General features: G+C 46.0%; 12 protein-coding genes. 2 read left to right on the top strand and 10 right to left on the bottom strand.

Going from position 1 to position 14829, the window contains the following annotated elements; genetic code table 11:
* Nucleotides 1–13 precede the first annotated feature (13 nt).
* The 5 genes from treA to EV690_RS07210 all read right to left on the bottom strand — a co-directional run bounded on the left by treA (nt 14) and on the right by EV690_RS07210 (nt 6517).
* Complete coding sequence (gene treA / locus EV690_RS07230; protein ID WP_131912328.1) at nt 14–1684, bottom strand: alpha,alpha-trehalase TreA; 1671 nt, start codon at nt 1682–1684, stop codon at nt 14–16.
* 288 nt (nt 1685–1972) lie between these two features.
* A complete protein-coding gene (locus EV690_RS07225; RefSeq protein WP_131912327.1) occupies nt 1973–2806 on the bottom strand; it encodes a LysR family transcriptional regulator in 834 nt (277 codons plus the stop codon).
* Nucleotides 2807–2937: 131 nt separating this feature from the next.
* Nucleotides 2938–4227 (bottom strand): MFS transporter, encoded by a 1290-nt coding sequence (locus EV690_RS07220; protein WP_131912326.1) that lies wholly within the window; start codon nt 4225–4227, stop codon nt 2938–2940.
* 104 nt (nt 4228–4331) lie between these two features.
* Nucleotides 4332–5264 (bottom strand): dihydrodipicolinate synthase family protein, encoded by a 933-nt coding sequence (locus EV690_RS07215; RefSeq protein WP_131912325.1) that lies wholly within the window; start codon nt 5262–5264, stop codon nt 4332–4334.
* Nucleotides 5265–5287: 23 nt separating this feature from the next.
* On the bottom strand, nt 5288–6517 hold the full coding sequence (locus EV690_RS07210; protein WP_131912324.1) for a PfkB family carbohydrate kinase: 1230 nt from the start codon (nt 6515–6517) through the stop codon (nt 5288–5290).
* A 403-nt stretch (nt 6518–6920) separates the two neighbouring features.
* Between EV690_RS07210 and EV690_RS07205 the strand changes: the two genes are divergently transcribed.
* Nucleotides 6921–7571: a glutathione S-transferase gene (locus EV690_RS07205; RefSeq protein WP_131912323.1), complete on the top strand. Its 651-nt coding sequence runs from the start codon at nt 6921–6923 to the stop codon at nt 7569–7571.
* Between the two features lie 129 nt (nt 7572–7700).
* On the opposite strand, the gene EV690_RS07200 is transcribed toward EV690_RS07205, so the two are convergent.
* Nucleotides 7701–8453, bottom strand: a complete 753-nt coding sequence (locus EV690_RS07200) for a 5'-nucleotidase, lipoprotein e(P4) family (RefSeq protein WP_131912684.1) — start codon at nt 8451–8453, stop codon at nt 7701–7703.
* Nucleotides 8454–8699: 246 nt separating this feature from the next.
* Here EV690_RS07200 and EV690_RS07195 point away from each other — a divergent pair, with 246 nt between their 5' ends.
* Nucleotides 8700–9725, top strand: a complete 1026-nt coding sequence (locus EV690_RS07195) for a LacI family DNA-binding transcriptional regulator (protein ID WP_131912322.1) — start codon at nt 8700–8702, stop codon at nt 9723–9725.
* Nucleotides 9726–9912: 187 nt separating this feature from the next.
* Here EV690_RS07195 and EV690_RS07190 read toward each other — a convergent pair whose 3' ends face one another.
* Genes EV690_RS07190 through EV690_RS07175 form a run of 4 tightly spaced genes read right to left on the bottom strand, consistent with a single transcriptional unit; the run spans nt 9913 to nt 14773 of the window.
* Nucleotides 9913–10965: an osmoprotectant NAGGN system M42 family peptidase gene (locus EV690_RS07190; protein ID WP_131912321.1), complete on the bottom strand. Its 1053-nt coding sequence runs from the start codon at nt 10963–10965 to the stop codon at nt 9913–9915.
* Nucleotides 10966–10971: 6 nt separating this feature from the next.
* Entirely contained in the window at nt 10972–11943 is a 972-nt protein-coding gene (locus EV690_RS07185) for an ABC transporter ATP-binding protein (RefSeq protein WP_131912320.1), read from the bottom strand.
* The gene (locus tag EV690_RS07180; RefSeq protein WP_131912319.1) at nt 11943–13829 is read right to left on the bottom strand and encodes a dipeptide/oligopeptide/nickel ABC transporter permease/ATP-binding protein; all 1887 of its coding nucleotides are present in this window, start codon (nt 13827–13829) and stop codon (nt 11943–11945) included. Before EV690_RS07180 ends, EV690_RS07185 begins: the two co-directional genes overlap by 1 nt.
* Nucleotides 13826–14773, bottom strand: coding sequence for an ABC transporter permease (locus EV690_RS07175; protein ID WP_131912318.1), 948 nt, complete (start codon nt 14771–14773; stop codon nt 13826–13828). The genes EV690_RS07180 and EV690_RS07175 overlap by 4 nt, the downstream gene beginning before the upstream one ends.
* Nucleotides 14774–14829 lie beyond the last annotated feature (56 nt).

Genomic DNA, 14829 nt, shown 5'->3' with positions numbered 1-14829 from the left:
CGGGAAACCATCTTTAGTCACCCGCGGCAACCGGAGGCAAATCATGGACACTTTGACAGACTTTATGCGCCGGACAATATTTGTCGAGCAACATAATCGTGACACCGTTAGTCCAGCCAAAACCATCCTGCAACGGATATTCACCGCCACCACCACCGCCAAGGGTGCGTCCCTGAACCACATATTTTTCCACCAGCTTATGTTCACTGTCATACGTTGCTTGGACGTTTTTCAAAAATCCCATGGCAATACGTTTAGCCAATGCTGGATGGTGATAGTTATTCAGCCCGACTACAGCGACCCATTGCAGGGGTGCCCAGCCATTAGGGGCATCCCACTGCTGGCCTGTTTCGACAGTTGTAGTGGCCAAACCACCAGTGTGCACCAATTGCAATAACACGGCTTTGGCCGTTGCATTGGCCTGTTTGTCGGTCGCAATATTTAAAAACAATGGGAATAACGCCGCGGCTGTCAATTGCTCGCGCACATGCCCGGTCGTCCAGTCATAATCGCAATACCAACCTTGCGTTTTATTATATAGATAAGTGTTTATCGCTTTCGCCCGCGCAGCTGCCAACTGGCGATAGTGTGCAGCCAGTTGCGGATCACCTTTTAACTGATAGCCTTTGGCCAACACCTGCTCAAGGTGATACAGCAAACTGTTCAGATCTACAGGAATAATATGGGTGACCTCAATGGTACTGAGATGCCGATAATCGCGAAACCATCGGGAGCTATAATCCCATCCGGAGGCTGCTCCTGAGCGCAACTGTCGATATAGTGCTGGTTTGTCTTTAGCTGGCACATTCGAAGCCGTTTTAATATCAGCTAACCAAGACTCTGGCCGCGGCACATCACGCGCATCCCAATACCGATTCAACAATGTACCATTGGCAAGTCTCACCACTCGATTTATCGCCTTACCTTTGGCTAAATGAGCACTCCCCGCCATCCAGTAGTCATACTCTTTTTGTAATTGCCCCAAGTAATGGACATAGACTTGATCGCCTTGATGTTGGGCATAAAGCGAGACCATTAAACTAAAAAAGGGAGGCTGGGAGCGGCTTAAATAATAACTGCGGTTGCCATTTGGGATCAGACCATACTGATCAAGCTCCCAAGCAAAGTTATCCAACATATCTTTAATCAACGGCCAATGGCCACTTTCAGCCAGTCCCAGCATGGTAAAATAGCTGTCCCAATAATAGACCTCGCGAAAACGTCCTCCCGGGACAACATAAGGTTTCGGAATCGGTAGCAACGAGTCATATTTTCCCGCCTTTTTCGCACTCCGCGTCAGTTCACTCCATAACCCATCGATATGGGCACGCAAGCTCTGATTGGCTGGCGGAACATAAGCTGAATGGGTTGCTGGCAGGGTAAAATTGGCCAATACGAATTTTTTTAAATCAAATCCTTGCTGCGATTTTTCCTTTTGCCAATCGGCAACAATCAATTTCGGTGAGCGTTTAGCAACGGCATCCGCAAAAGTTTTCTGATCACTAAATAACTGTGCTCTTTGCACCGCATCAAATAGCGGGCCAAACAGAATATCGGGCGATTGAGGAACACTCTGGCGAGCAATAGAGCTTTGACAAACCAGTAACAAAGCCAATATTGCAACGCTAACAACATTACGCCAGCCCTGCCAAAACACTCTCGATGAATGACTCAATTTAACCATTAGTAAACTCCTTTTACCGTCGTCAACAATAGCTACTGAGTCATCCTAAAGTGCCAAAAGATATTTTAAATTGACAAATCACACAGAAATGAAGTTCACGCCATGCGTCATCGCTTAACAAATGGCTGACCGACACCGGCTAAAATATGGCCATTTTTGTGTTGTTTCCCCCCTCAGTGGTCAAACTACGTCAACAGCTGCCGCGAGACATTGGCAAGGAGGGTCACCGCATAACAAGGGGGGTGCTGAATCTGTTTAAATAGCGTGGCGATGGGCAAGACTTATACCTTAGCGCTTCACACAGCTCGCCAGCTGACTTAACAGCGCCTCATCAAACAAAGGATGAGAATGAGCTCCCAATACCAAGGCAATTTCCACCGAAGGAAGTGCCGGCATCTGCGATAATATTTTTAAATCGTCACTGACACTCAGCCGCCCCATTGCGCTAATGCCAAGCCCTTGACGGACAATAGCGCACAGCGCAGAAGCACTGTCACAACACGTCATCAACTGATGCGCTCGCCCCTGTTTAGTGAGCCTATCGATAGCAGCAGCTTGATAGTGACAATCACTTTGAAACAGAACCAAAGGCAGTGAGGGATGTTCATCCATATTAAACTCAGGCGCACTCACCCAGACCCCCTGATCATAGGTAAGATAGTAGCCCTCTTCTGAGCCACTGGCGCGCGTGACAATGGCAGCATCCAGTTTCCCCTCATCCAGCCAGGTTCGTAATGTGGTACTTGGGTGACTAAAAACCTGAATCGAACACGTTGGTTGCATGCGCCGAATAAGTGTAACGACCTGAGGCAAAATGACCTGATTAAAGTCGTCAGGACACCCCAAATGCAGCGGTCGTTTGTTTTCGTAGCGGCGGACCTGTTTGAGCGCCTGATGATGTAATCCCGTCAGTTGCTGTGCATAACCGCGAAGCGCTATTCCGGCCTCACTTAACACCAAATTGCGCCCCTGTTTTTCAAACAGTTGTACATTCAATTCGTTTTCTAATTTATGCATCTGGGCACTAAATGCCGATTGAGTTCGGTGCACTTGTTTTGCGGCTCGAGTAAAACTGCCCGTCTCCACAAACGCCAAAAACCCTTTGAGGGCATCCATATCCATGAAAATCACTTTGAAAGTTATGCTTAAGATGCCTTAAAGCTATCGGCTAATGGATGCTAAAGCAATAATTTGTACAACCCCACAGCAGCGTTAAAAAAAATCACGGCCAACAGATGCTGGCCGATAAAAAGTTAATCTTTACGGACAAAGAAGGCGTAACTAATTGCCCCCATCAGTAACAATCCAGCACCCAGCATAAAGACATCTGTAAATTGCCCTGTTGCATCAAGCACCATCCCCGCCACAATAGGCGCACAAGCGGCACCAAGGAACCCCCCAAAGTTTTGAATGGAACCTAATGATGACACCTGATCGCTGGGAGCTATATCCGAGGCCAGTGTCCAAATCGCCCCTTGCGGTAATTGCGAGAAGAAATAGCCAAGACTTAACAGTGCGATACTCAATCCATAACTATGCACAAACGGGACAGGCGCCACAGAACAAGCCGCAAAAGCAGCCCCTGCAACAATTGGCACTTTTCGCGAAGTCACTGGATTGAGACCTTTCCGCACCAGAAAATCAGACAGACTACCGCCGCACAGCACCCCTAATATTCCGGCAATAAAAGGGATTGAAGCGACCCAGCCGGTTTCTTTAATACTCATGCCCATGCTATTTTCTAGATAACTAGGCAGCCAGGTCAGATACACCCAAATGGTAAACATAATGCAGAAGTTGCCAATGATCATGAACCAAGTCGAACGGCGTTTAAACAGAGCCCCCCAATCCACTTTGGTTTGCTCTGAGACAGCCTGATGTAATTGTGTATCGTCTTCGCGGTGAATCTCAGCATATTCAGCACGAGTTGGCGCTCGGAAAAATTTAAGCCAAAGTAAAATAATCGGAATACTCATCAACCCGATGACCACAAACATCCCTCGCCAGCCTAAAGTCAGCATCAATATTGTCAACAGGGGTGGCGCAACCGCATTGGCTATTTGCGAGCCAGTATTGATCACCGAAGTTGGTAATCCACGCTCCTTATCTGAAAACCACATATCAGTGACTTTAATACCCGAAGTAAAAAAGGGCGACTCAGCTACCCCAAGCAGAACCCGCAACGCGTATAATGTGCCATATCCAGAGGTAAAACCGGCGACCACGGTCACCGCAGACCAAAGCGTTAAGCCACCTGAAAATATTTTCTTGGGCCCAAAGCGGTCAACTAGCCAGCCAGCGGGCAGATTAGCAATCGCATATGGCCATAAAAAAGCGGATAACAAAAAGCCCATTTGAGTCGAGCTCAATCCGAACTCTTTGGCAATAGTTGAATTAGCGATACTTAAATTCGAACGGTCAAAATAATTAATAACGGCCGCCACTAGAATTAAAGTAACAATTCCCCATCGAAAATTGCCACCTATTTTTGCATTATTATTTTCTAATGTATTTATATCTTGTAGAGATGCAGATGTTTTCATAATAAAGCCTTTTTAAGTTAAACGCAAAGTGCACTCCGAAGCATGCTTGAGACATAGCAATAGCAAAGGGTGATGAGCCATCACCCCAGTCATTATTAAAATTTTTAGATATTCTTAATTTTATTTAAATAAAACTCAGTGCCCTCTTTAATTTGATTTAATAACACATCGAGAGCCCAATATTTTTCAATAACATCATCTTTAATCACCCGACAATAATCACTTTCAAAATTGTGGTTATTTAAAAGTTGATGATAAATTTTGGCATTTTTGGGATACCCTAAATTTTCCACCACCGCGCTTAATGACAAAAAAATAGATAATTCATTGGCCAGCGATAAATCCTCATTACGCTGATGATATAACCAGTGATAAAGCTCAGGGTGGAAGTTGGTAAATACCCCGCAAAAACCTTTCGAACCAGCTTGCATTGCCGGATAGGCAATTGCTGCATTAGCATTAATAATGTTCAGCGGAGTTTCGGCGACTAGGTTGACCCGATGCGTCACCGTAGCCAGATCACAACTCACATCTTTAAGTGCGACAAAACGGCCACTATTGGCACAGTAAAGCAATTCCTCATCACTGAGCAGACGCCGGTATGGGGCCGGACATTCATAAAGCCCCAGAGCAAGAGATTCAGGTAAGCTGGCTAAAATCGTGTGGAGCGATTCATAAAACACATCACTACCTTGCTGCTCAGGATCCAAATGGTTGGTGACTAAAACCAGTACATCCGCCCCTGTTTCAGCCATAGCCTGTAATTCATTGACTTGTGTCTGGAGATCATCGCTAATATGCCCGGAGGTCATCACCGGCACTCGTCCAGCCACTTGCGCAACCACACAGCGGGTGATCTTGACCCGCTCTTCAAGCGATAAATATTGCATTTCACTAGACTGACAAGCTGCAAACAAACCATCAACCTGGTGGTCGAGATACCACTGAACTAACCGCTTCAGTGCTGCATAATCCACATCGCCACTGTCAGTAAATGGCGTCAACATCACTGGAATAACACCTTCGATAGACTTCATAACAACCTCTTTAAAAATATGCATTACGCAAATGCGGCAGAAATAGTTGGATTTTGAGAATGCATCCGACTCAGAACCTGCTCTTTATCAGGCATCGCCGAAGCTCCTTCGAGTTCAACCGCAAGGGATGCAAAAGCGGCGGCAAATTTAACCGCTTGTGGTAATTTCTGGCCGGCGCTTAAAGCAGCCGCCAGCGCCCCCGTGAATGAGTCGCCCGCCCCCGTAGTATCAACACTTACGGCCTTAAAGGCGGGCCAGTAGTGCGCCTTACCATGATCGTTGCTGACCACCCCATTCGCCCCTAAAGTAATGACCACCTGCGACACACCTTTTGCCAGAATTCGCTCAGAAGCAGCAATAGCAGAGGCCTTATCCGTGATCGCCATACCGGCTATCTCACTGGCTTCGGTTTCATTAGGGGTGATCAAATCAACATAGGGCAAACACAATTCAACATCGCTGGAATAAGGCGCAGGATTTAAAATAGTGAAAACTCCTCGCTGTTTGGCTAATTTGAGAAGACTTAACGTCGCTGAAATATTATTTTCTAACTGCACGACCAACACAGCGGCCTGTGCTAGCTGTGGCTCTATAGCCTGAACTTCCTCATCGGTGAAGGTCTGATTGGCCCCAGGGCAGATCGCAATCATGTTTTCACCGTCATTTTGCGAAACATAAATCAAGGCATTGCCCGTTGGGTCACTATCAGATTGATATAAAGTAAATGAATGGATTCCAGAATTTGCTAAATGCTCAAAGGCAACATCACTGAAATGATCTTTGCCGACTTTAGCCACAAAGTGCACTTGAGCCCCTGCCTTACTCGCAGCCAGAGCCTGATTCGCACCTTTGCCTCCTGGGCCCAAAAAACTATCCAGCGCCTTTAACGTTTCGCCTTTTTGTGGAAATCGCTGTACCTTAGCCACAATATCCACATGAAATGCCCCCATGACACACACATAACCATTCATAACAGTGCTTTTGGTTTGATTTGGCTTTGGTTCTATATTTGTTTTAAATATTGAATTAATTTCACTGCCATATCGCTTAATAAGCTGATCCTGCATTTTACGTCGGATTAAAATAGCGCCGCCATAACACCGGGAAACCACATTATTTTTAGAAAAAAAATTAAAGTCATTGCGGATCGTTTTAGCTGAAACATTAAACATCTCGGCTAATTCATTCACGGTTGCCCTATCATGCTGATTTAAAAATTCTAAAATTAATCGGCGTCGCTCTTCTGTAAACATAGGCTCCTCTCAATCTGACATTAAACAGATTAAGTTTCTGACAGAAATTTTTAGTGATACAGCTCGGAGTTTCTATCGTAAAACGGAAACAAACGGAAACAGCAGCAATGGCCGAATAATATGAATAAATGATAAGTCAATAACTATAAATTAAATAACAGCAGGACCAACCACAAACAAATGGCAAATTAGCGAGTGATATTAAATAAACAGATTATTTATACTACTTTCAACTTATCTTGTTTAATTATAAATAAATCAATAATAAAAACGGATATAAAAATGAATCATTCCAAGAATCCATCGTTATTGTAAATAGGTCACATCAAAACTATCTGTTAGTCGTTCCTAAATAAATAACTTAAGCTCAGTTCATCCCCCCTGACACAGGATAGAGCAACAAATGCAACTATATATTGGCAATCAAAACTACTCGACTTGGTCACTCCGAGCATGGTTAATTATCAAACAATTTGACTTAGAGGCCGAAATTACCAAGCTGAAACTTTTCAGTGATACATTTTATCAAACATTGGAGCCCATTAACCCTGCTGCCAAGGTTCCAGCATTGGTCGATGGCAAAGTGGCGATTTGGGAATCACTGGCAATTCTAGAGTATATCAACGAAGTCTATTTAGACGGTCAAGCCTGGCCGAGTGCAACTGCTGAACGCGCTAAGGCACGCGCGCTTGCCTGCGAAATGCACTCGGGGTTTGCGGCCCTTCGCTCTGAAATGCCAATGAACATCCGCGCCAAACGCAACATTCAACTTACAGAACAGGCAACAAAAGATCTCGCCCGTATAGAGAACCTATTTGGCGAACAGATGAGTCTATATCCCGGAGGTTGGCTGTTTGGTGACTGGTCAATCGCCGACGCAATGTATGCCCCGGTGGTTTTACGTCTTCAGACATATGGGATTACGCTCAACGATAAAGCTCAGCAATATCTGGATAAACAACTTAACAGTCCAGCCTTAAAGCTCTGGATTGAGCAGTCACAGGAAGAGACCGATATTGTTCTCGAAGACGAAATCGGAGAACCTTCAAAGTAATCGCTTGGGATTTTCAAACAGAGCTGCCAGATTGGATACAGTAACGCCCAGCATAGCAGTTCGTGTTTTCCTTCTGTTAGAAAAAAAGTCCGGTAAAAACACCGGACTTTTTCACATCTTTCCAATAAATTATTGTTCGTGCCAAGCCCGCAGTTTCGCTTTAGTCCACGCCCCATAGGCAGCATTGGGCAAGACAATCCAGTCGCGGCCAAAATGCTTGCGGTTTTTCTCAACAAGTTCGCGGTTATAATGTGTACCTTTCTTATTTTTAAAGATAGCCGACAGGTCCGGTAAACTATCTCCCATCAACATAATGATATGGTAATGTTTGCGAATATGTTCGCGGCGTTGTTGTTTCGACGTGCTGTATAACAAGACGTGATCATCTTTGACTTGAGGAAGTCCCAGCTCTTTGAGCGTATGCATCGTATATTTCTTATTTTTCTTGTAGCGATCCGAAACATAGAAAATATTCACACCACGTCGATTAGCATACTCAATAAATGCTTTGGCTCCCGGAATTAGTCGAGGGTGACCTTTCACTTCCCAATCTGACCAAGTATCCCAATGCGTATAGTCATGGCAATTTTGCATATCACGAACCAATAACGCGGTGTTATCCAGAATTGTTTCGTCTAAATCCATCACCACTGCCAACTTATGGTGGTCTTTTTTGTGCCTTAAGATCTCAGCCAATCGTTGCTGAGCAAAATGGTAAGTCTGCAATTGCAAAGCGGCAATTTCAGCCGATTGCTGCTGGTAACGCAGCCCCATCTCATAGGTTTTTGCCTGACAAACATTCGCTGACTTTGCCGCAAACGCAGCAGAAGAAAACAGCGCAACGGTGGCGATAGCCGAGAATAATAATGCGTGCTTTTTCATGATATGAACTTCATTGTGAGTCGGATGAGCCAGAAGATAACCACTCAAGATGACGACAATATGACAACCGTACACCAGCGAGATATGGCATACGTTGTATCCAGCCACGGCTGGCAAAACACCCACTAATGATAAAAAAGTTAATTACAACACCATATTGGCTCTGTTATCTTATCTGCGATGAAATTTTTTACCGGACCATACATCATTCAAAATTGCTATAGTTTTAGGCTTGGAGCTTGATTTTTGAACTCACCAAAATCGAAACGATCCCCAACAATCCGTGATGTCGCAGCCAAAGCAAATGCGGGCCGAACGAGTATTTCACGTTATTTCAATGGCGAAGCCCATTTACTTTCAGAGCAACTCAAAGCACGGATTGAATCAGCCATCCAAGAATTAAATTATCGTCCTAATCAGATGGCACGAAGCCTGAAACATGGCAGTTCGCAATTGCTCGGGTTGATTGTTGCAGATATTAGTAACCCATTTTCTATCGAAGTGCTCAAAGGCGTTGAATCAGAATCGATGAACCATGGATTTATGGCCGTGGTCTGCAATGCCAATAATAATATTGAGTTAGAGTGTGAATTTATCAGGCTACTCAAAGGGTACCGTGTGGATGGTTTGATCATTAACTCAGCTGGCGTCAATGAGAGCGTCTTAAAAGTTCTCAAAGAAACAACACTCCCGTTTGTATTATTAGATCGAAAAATCCCCAATGTTCTTTGCGATATGGTTGGGCTGGATAATATTCAATCGGCGCAAATGGCATTTAAACACCTAGAAAAACAAGGATTTGAAGCGTTATGTTTTATTTCAGAGCCCATTCAATACAATAGCGCCCGTCAGGAACGTCTCGAGTCATTTCTGGCAGCAATCGAAAATTCACCCCATATTCAAGGCGAAGCTCATCAGCTAGAATTACCCAACGCAGCGCAACTCGTTGCTACGATCAGTACATTCTGTCAAGAATATTGCGGCATGCGCAAAGCCATTATTGCAGCCAACGGTGTTTTAAGTTTACAAATCGCATTTGCTCTTAAGCGCTTGGGATTATCTTGGGGAACAGACATCGGTTTTCTCAGTTTTGACAACCTTGAATGGGCAGACTTAGCCGGGAAAGGGATTACCTCAATATCGCAACCAACAGCCGATATGGGAAAAATGGCCGTTACTATTCTGCTCGATAAACTAGCCAATCCGAACCATCAAGAACAAGAGCACTTATTTAATGGCGAATTAGTCATTCGAGAATCCACCTTTTTTTAAACTCGGATGATGATTCTGCTGCCCCCAAACGTGTGCATCAGATAGCGACATTCTTTATATATTTGAGCAAACTCGCCGGGTACTTTTACGACAGGCCAATAGAGCAATAAAAAGGGTTCGAGCGCTTTAAAGCGCTCTCAATCAGCGGACCAGCCTTGTTTAACGACACTCAATGCTTGAATCTATCTCAGCGCTGCATCATATAAAAGGCTAGTTGACTGACTGATAAAAGTGATTGTTGATGCGTTCTCTCCCAACCATGCGAGCTATCACAGGCATAACAAATAAGCGCCATACGACAATCGGCCCCGGCGATGGTGGCTGAATGAGTATCCGAGTAGTAATAACGAAAAATATCTTTGCTGTAGGCGATATCTTTCGCATTACACACCGATTCCAGATCTCGGATCAGATGGCGATTATAAGGTCCAGATAAATCCATCATCGCCAGCGTTACCCCTTTGGGGTGTGAGGACTGTCCAGGCCCCATGACCGCTAAATCAATCGCGACTAAATCACCGACATTATTGGCCACAATATGGCCAGCGCCGGTGCCAACTTCCTCACTATTGGTAAAGTAAAGATGAATATCTCGCTTGGGGGTCAGCTGATGATCCATTAACGCTTTCACGCTGGTTAATAACGAGGCGATGGCAGCTTTATTATCTAAAAAACGCGAATTGATATATTCGCCATTAAACTCCGGCTGCGGATCAACGCAAACGAAATCACCGACTTCAATACCAAGCGCTAAAGTGGTTTGCGACTGTTCACTATCAACATCCAGACGCACCTCAAGATTGTCCCAATCGCTAGGTTGGGTATCAACTTCTTTACTATAGCGATGCCCCGATGCTCGCAGCGGCAAAATGGTGCCTCGGATCGCGCCACCATCCTCTTTGATAACGCTGACTCGCGCACCTTCGGCAAATCGCGCCGACCAAGTACCAATGGGAGCCACGGCTAATCGGCCATTCTCTTTCACCTGACGCACCATCGCCCCAAGCGTATCCATATGCGCACTAAAAGCCAAGGCGGGTAACTCCGACTGACCCCCCGGAATCACCGCTTTCACCGCGCCGCGAAGCGTTCGCGATGAAGACAGGCCTAACTTTAAGAGCTCTTGTTCAATCAATGTAGCCATTCCGTCCGTCATTCCCGTCGGACTTGCTTGATGCAGTGCATCTTTTAGCACGTGGGTAAGATAGTCGGTGTCTAAAAAATACGGCATGTCAGTCATAAATCATTACTCAACATTTAACGGGTAGTGACAGGCAAATTGAACTTGCGCATCATTATGGAAAGGTTGTAGCTTTGGGGCATGCTCACGGCATTTAGCCTGAGCTTGAGGACAGCGGCTAGCAAACGCGCAACCTTGAGGAGGATTAATCGGATCCGGCAGCTCACTGGCTTGCACAGGGACCTGTATTTTTCGCCCCACCACTGGCGCACTATTGGCCAATAGCTTGGTATATGGATGATGCGCTGCGCTAAAAATCTTCTCAGCGGGCGCCATCTCGACGACTTCACCAAAATACAACACAGCCACCCGATCGGCCACGGCTTCAATGACGGCTAAATCGTGACTGATAAATAGATAAGTTAAATCCAGTGACTCTTTGAGCTCAGCCAATAAATTCAGAACCTGTGCTTGCACAGACACATCCAGTGCAGAGACCGGTTCATCAAGAACCAACACTTTCGGATTACAGACTAAAGCCCGAGCAACGCCAATTCGTTGAGCCTGCCCGCCGGAAAACTCATGTGGGTAGCGCTCTAAAAACTCTCGACGCAGACTCACCCTATCAAACATCTCATTAACGACTCGAACCCGCTCCTGTTTTGGCATATTAAATAGATACTTAAGGGGCGCTTCCATGGTCTGGCGGATCGTTTTACGCGGATTGAGACTGCTGATCGGATCCTGAAAAATATACTGAATTTCTTTGCCTAGCGAGACACTATCATGGTGCTGCAATTGGTTCTGGCCCAAAGTGATCGTCCCTTCTGTAGGGGCATGTAAGCCAACTAACATCCGCGCTAATGTTGATTTACCACATCCTGATTCACCGACAATGCCAAGGGTTTCCCCCTGACGCACAGTTAGATCAATCCCTCGAATCGCACTCACCAATGTTAAGGGTTTTCCCCAAAAAGAGCGTTTGACCACGTATTGCTTACTGAGTCCTTTGACTTCTAAAACAGGATTGCAACTCATTACAAAACCTCTTCAGGAAAACGACATAACACACGACGTTGGCCGTTACGATGTTCTTCGACCGGCTTTTCTCGACAACTGGCTTGGGCTTTATCACAACGCGGAGCAAATGCACATCCTAGCGGTAACTGATCAACCACTGGCGGCAGGCCATCAATTGAAGGCAAGTGCCGTTTACCTGCCCCTAATTTCGGAACACAAGCAATCAATCGGCGAGTATAAGGGTGCGCCGGATGCGCTAATACAGCATTCACTGGGCCACTCTCGACAATTTTGCCCGCATACATCACTGCGACCTGATCACAGAGCTGAGCCACCACACCAAAATCGTGAGTGATAAATAAAATACTGAGCTGGCGTTTTTGGCGTAGCTCATTGAGCAGTGCCAGAATTTGCCCCTGTACGGTGACATCCAATGCCGTCGTTGGCTCATCAGCAATAATGAGATCAGGGTCATTCACCAGCGCCATCGCAATGGCAACTCGCTGACGCATTCCGCCCGAGAGCTCAAAGGGAAGAATATTCATCCGCTCTTTAGCATTAGGGATATAGACTGCATTTAATAGGGAAAGAGCTTTTTCGCTGGCCGCTTTTTTACTGATCCGCTGATCGTGCACCTGGATAGCTTCGATCATTTGTTCACCGATACTTAAGAGCGGATGCAGTGTTGAAAGCGGATCCTGAAAAATGTAAGCAATGCGATTCCCGCGAATATGGCGCAGTGTTTGATAGTCACAATCAATCAGGCTTTGGCCCTGAAATTGAATATCACCGCCGGTAATGATCCCTGGCGGAGAAGCCACTAATTTAGTCACCGACAGCGCGGTTACCGATTTTCCTGAACCACTTTCACCGATTAAACCAAGACATTCGCCTTTACTAACCTGCAGATCGATGTGATTGACCGCTTTAAAGGAACGCCCGCGGATTTGAAACTCTGTGACTAACTGGTGCAATGAGAGCATCTGAGAATCAGCGTCACTGACGATATTGGCAGGTATCTCTCGCTTAGATTCCACAGTGGTGGCAGCTCTGGGTCGGGATAACGCCCCTGAACGCAGCCGTGGATCTAACACATCACGAATCCCATCCCCAAACAGGTTGATACACATCACAATCACGAAAATCATCGCGCCGGGAACAACCGAGGCAAAAGGCGCGATAATCAAAGCGCTCCGAGCCTGTCCCAGCATTGAGCCCAAATCGGCCTGTGGTGGCTGCGAACCTAATCCCAAAAAAGATAACCCAGCGGTTTCCAGAATCATCCAGCCAATCGTAGTCGACATAGCCACCACAATAACGGGTATCACATTCGGAATAATTTCGGTGGTAATAATTTGCCGCGCATTCATCCCCGACAAACGTGCCGCTTCGATATACTCTTGATTCACAATCCCGACAGTCACACCGCGAATATTACGGGCAAAAAAAGGAATGTTTACAATAGCGACTGCCAGCAGTGCATTCACAAGCCCCGGACCCAGTGCCGCGACAATCGCCAACGCCAACAAAATATAAGGGAACGCCATCAACATATCGATACCGCGCATGATAGCGTTATCCCAGCGGCGCTGCGCGTAGCCAGCAATCACCCCCAATAATGAACCGATAATTGCGGCAAATAATGAGGCGCAAATCCCAACGATTAAGCTTAACCGTGTCCCCCACATCAATCGCGATAACAGATCGCGTCCTAATTGATCCGTACCTAATGGATGAGCCATCTCTGTAAATGGATGGACAAACTTATGTGCTGCATCGGTATGCGCAGGATCAGCCAGACCCAGCCACGGGGTTAATATCGCTAACACCACAAGCAGCAAAATGACACAGCCACCGACACTGGCAAGCATATTTCGCGAGAGTTGTTTAAGAAAATCTTTCATGAGCGGATCCTTGGATCAAGCCAGGTCTGGATGACATCCACAATGATATTAAACAAGACATAGCAAACCGCGACGAACACAACGCCACCTTGCACCAACAACACATCACGCTGCAAAATAGCCTCGACTAACATTCGCCCGATACCTGGCCATTGAAAAACAGTCTCGATATACACCGCACCGGATAGTACAAATCCCGCCTGAATCCCAAGAATGGGGACAATATTAACGATGGCGCTGCGAAAGGCATGTTTACAAACCACTCGGTATTCTGATACGCCCTTCGCCCGTGCCGTTCGAATATAATCCTGACGTAACACCTCCAGCATCGCTGAACGCGATAAACGCGCCACCACGCCTGCGGCTACCACGGCTAAAGAAAGTGCCGGCATGCACAGGTGCGAGAGCAAATCCGTCAGCCCCCCGCCCCCATAGAGCGAGTACATTCCCGAGACCGGAAACCAGCGCAGATCAATGGCAAAGAATAGAATCATCAACATGCCAAGGAAGAATGAAGGAATAGAAATACCAATCAGCACGATAAATGTTAAAAATTTATCAACGACACTGAATTGTTTAGCGGCCGAGATAACCCCCACCAGTATTCCAAACACGGAGCACAAGACAAAGGCACTTCCAGAGAGGATCATGGTGGCGTTGAAGTGTTCTAAAACTTCGCTTAACACCGGGCGATTTAATGCATAGGAGCGTCCCCAATCACCATGTAATAAGTTATCCAGCCAGATAAAATATTGACTAACTAACGGCTTGTTTAATCCCAGCTCTTGATTAATGCGGGCGATATTATCTGGCGTTGCATATGCCCCCAAAATGGCGGTCGCCGGGTTTCCCGGGATCAGTGCCATGATAATAAATACAATGACAGTAATCCCTAGAATGACCGGAACGGCATAAAGCAATCGAGTGAATATATAGCGGCCCATCACTGTATCCTTTATTGAAGAGCAAGACATTTGTAATGGCTGACACTTAAACCTCA

This window comes from Celerinatantimonas diazotrophica (assembly GCF_004339545.1).
Classification (GTDB): Bacteria; Pseudomonadota; Gammaproteobacteria; order Enterobacterales; family Celerinatantimonadaceae; genus Celerinatantimonas; species Celerinatantimonas diazotrophica.
Note: the sequence above shows the minus strand (reverse complement) of the source record. Positions and strands in the feature narration are given on the sequence as shown.

What these genes read in the sequence shown, in the direction of transcription:
- treA (WP_131912328.1), bottom strand. Translation starts at nt 1,684, where the DNA reads ATGGTTAAATTGAGTCATTCATCGAGAGTGTTTTGGCAGGGCTGGCGT.
- EV690_RS07225 (WP_131912327.1), bottom strand. Translation starts at nt 2,806, where the DNA reads ATGGATATGGATGCCCTCAAAGGGTTTTTGGCGTTTGTGGAGACGGGC.
- EV690_RS07220 (WP_131912326.1), bottom strand. Translation starts at nt 4,227, where the DNA reads ATGAAAACATCTGCATCTCTACAAGATATAAATACATTAGAAAATAAT.
- EV690_RS07215 (WP_131912325.1), bottom strand. Translation starts at nt 5,264, where the DNA reads ATGAAGTCTATCGAAGGTGTTATTCCAGTGATGTTGACGCCATTTACT.
- EV690_RS07210 (WP_131912324.1), bottom strand. Translation starts at nt 6,517, where the DNA reads ATGTTTACAGAAGAGCGACGCCGATTAATTTTAGAATTTTTAAATCAG.
- EV690_RS07205 (WP_131912323.1), top strand. Translation starts at nt 6,921, where the DNA reads ATGCAACTATATATTGGCAATCAAAACTACTCGACTTGGTCACTCCGA.
- EV690_RS07200 (WP_131912684.1), bottom strand. Translation starts at nt 8,453, where the DNA reads ATGAAAAAGCACGCATTATTATTCTCGGCTATCGCCACCGTTGCGCTG.
- EV690_RS07190 (WP_131912321.1), bottom strand. Translation starts at nt 10,965, where the DNA reads ATGACTGACATGCCGTATTTTTTAGACACCGACTATCTTACCCACGTG.
- EV690_RS07185 (WP_131912320.1), bottom strand. Translation starts at nt 11,943, where the DNA reads ATGAGTTGCAATCCTGTTTTAGAAGTCAAAGGACTCAGTAAGCAATAC.
- EV690_RS07180 (WP_131912319.1), bottom strand. Translation starts at nt 13,829, where the DNA reads ATGAAAGATTTTCTTAAACAACTCTCGCGAAATATGCTTGCCAGTGTC.
- EV690_RS07175 (WP_131912318.1), bottom strand. Translation starts at nt 14,773, where the DNA reads ATGGGCCGCTATATATTCACTCGATTGCTTTATGCCGTTCCGGTCATT.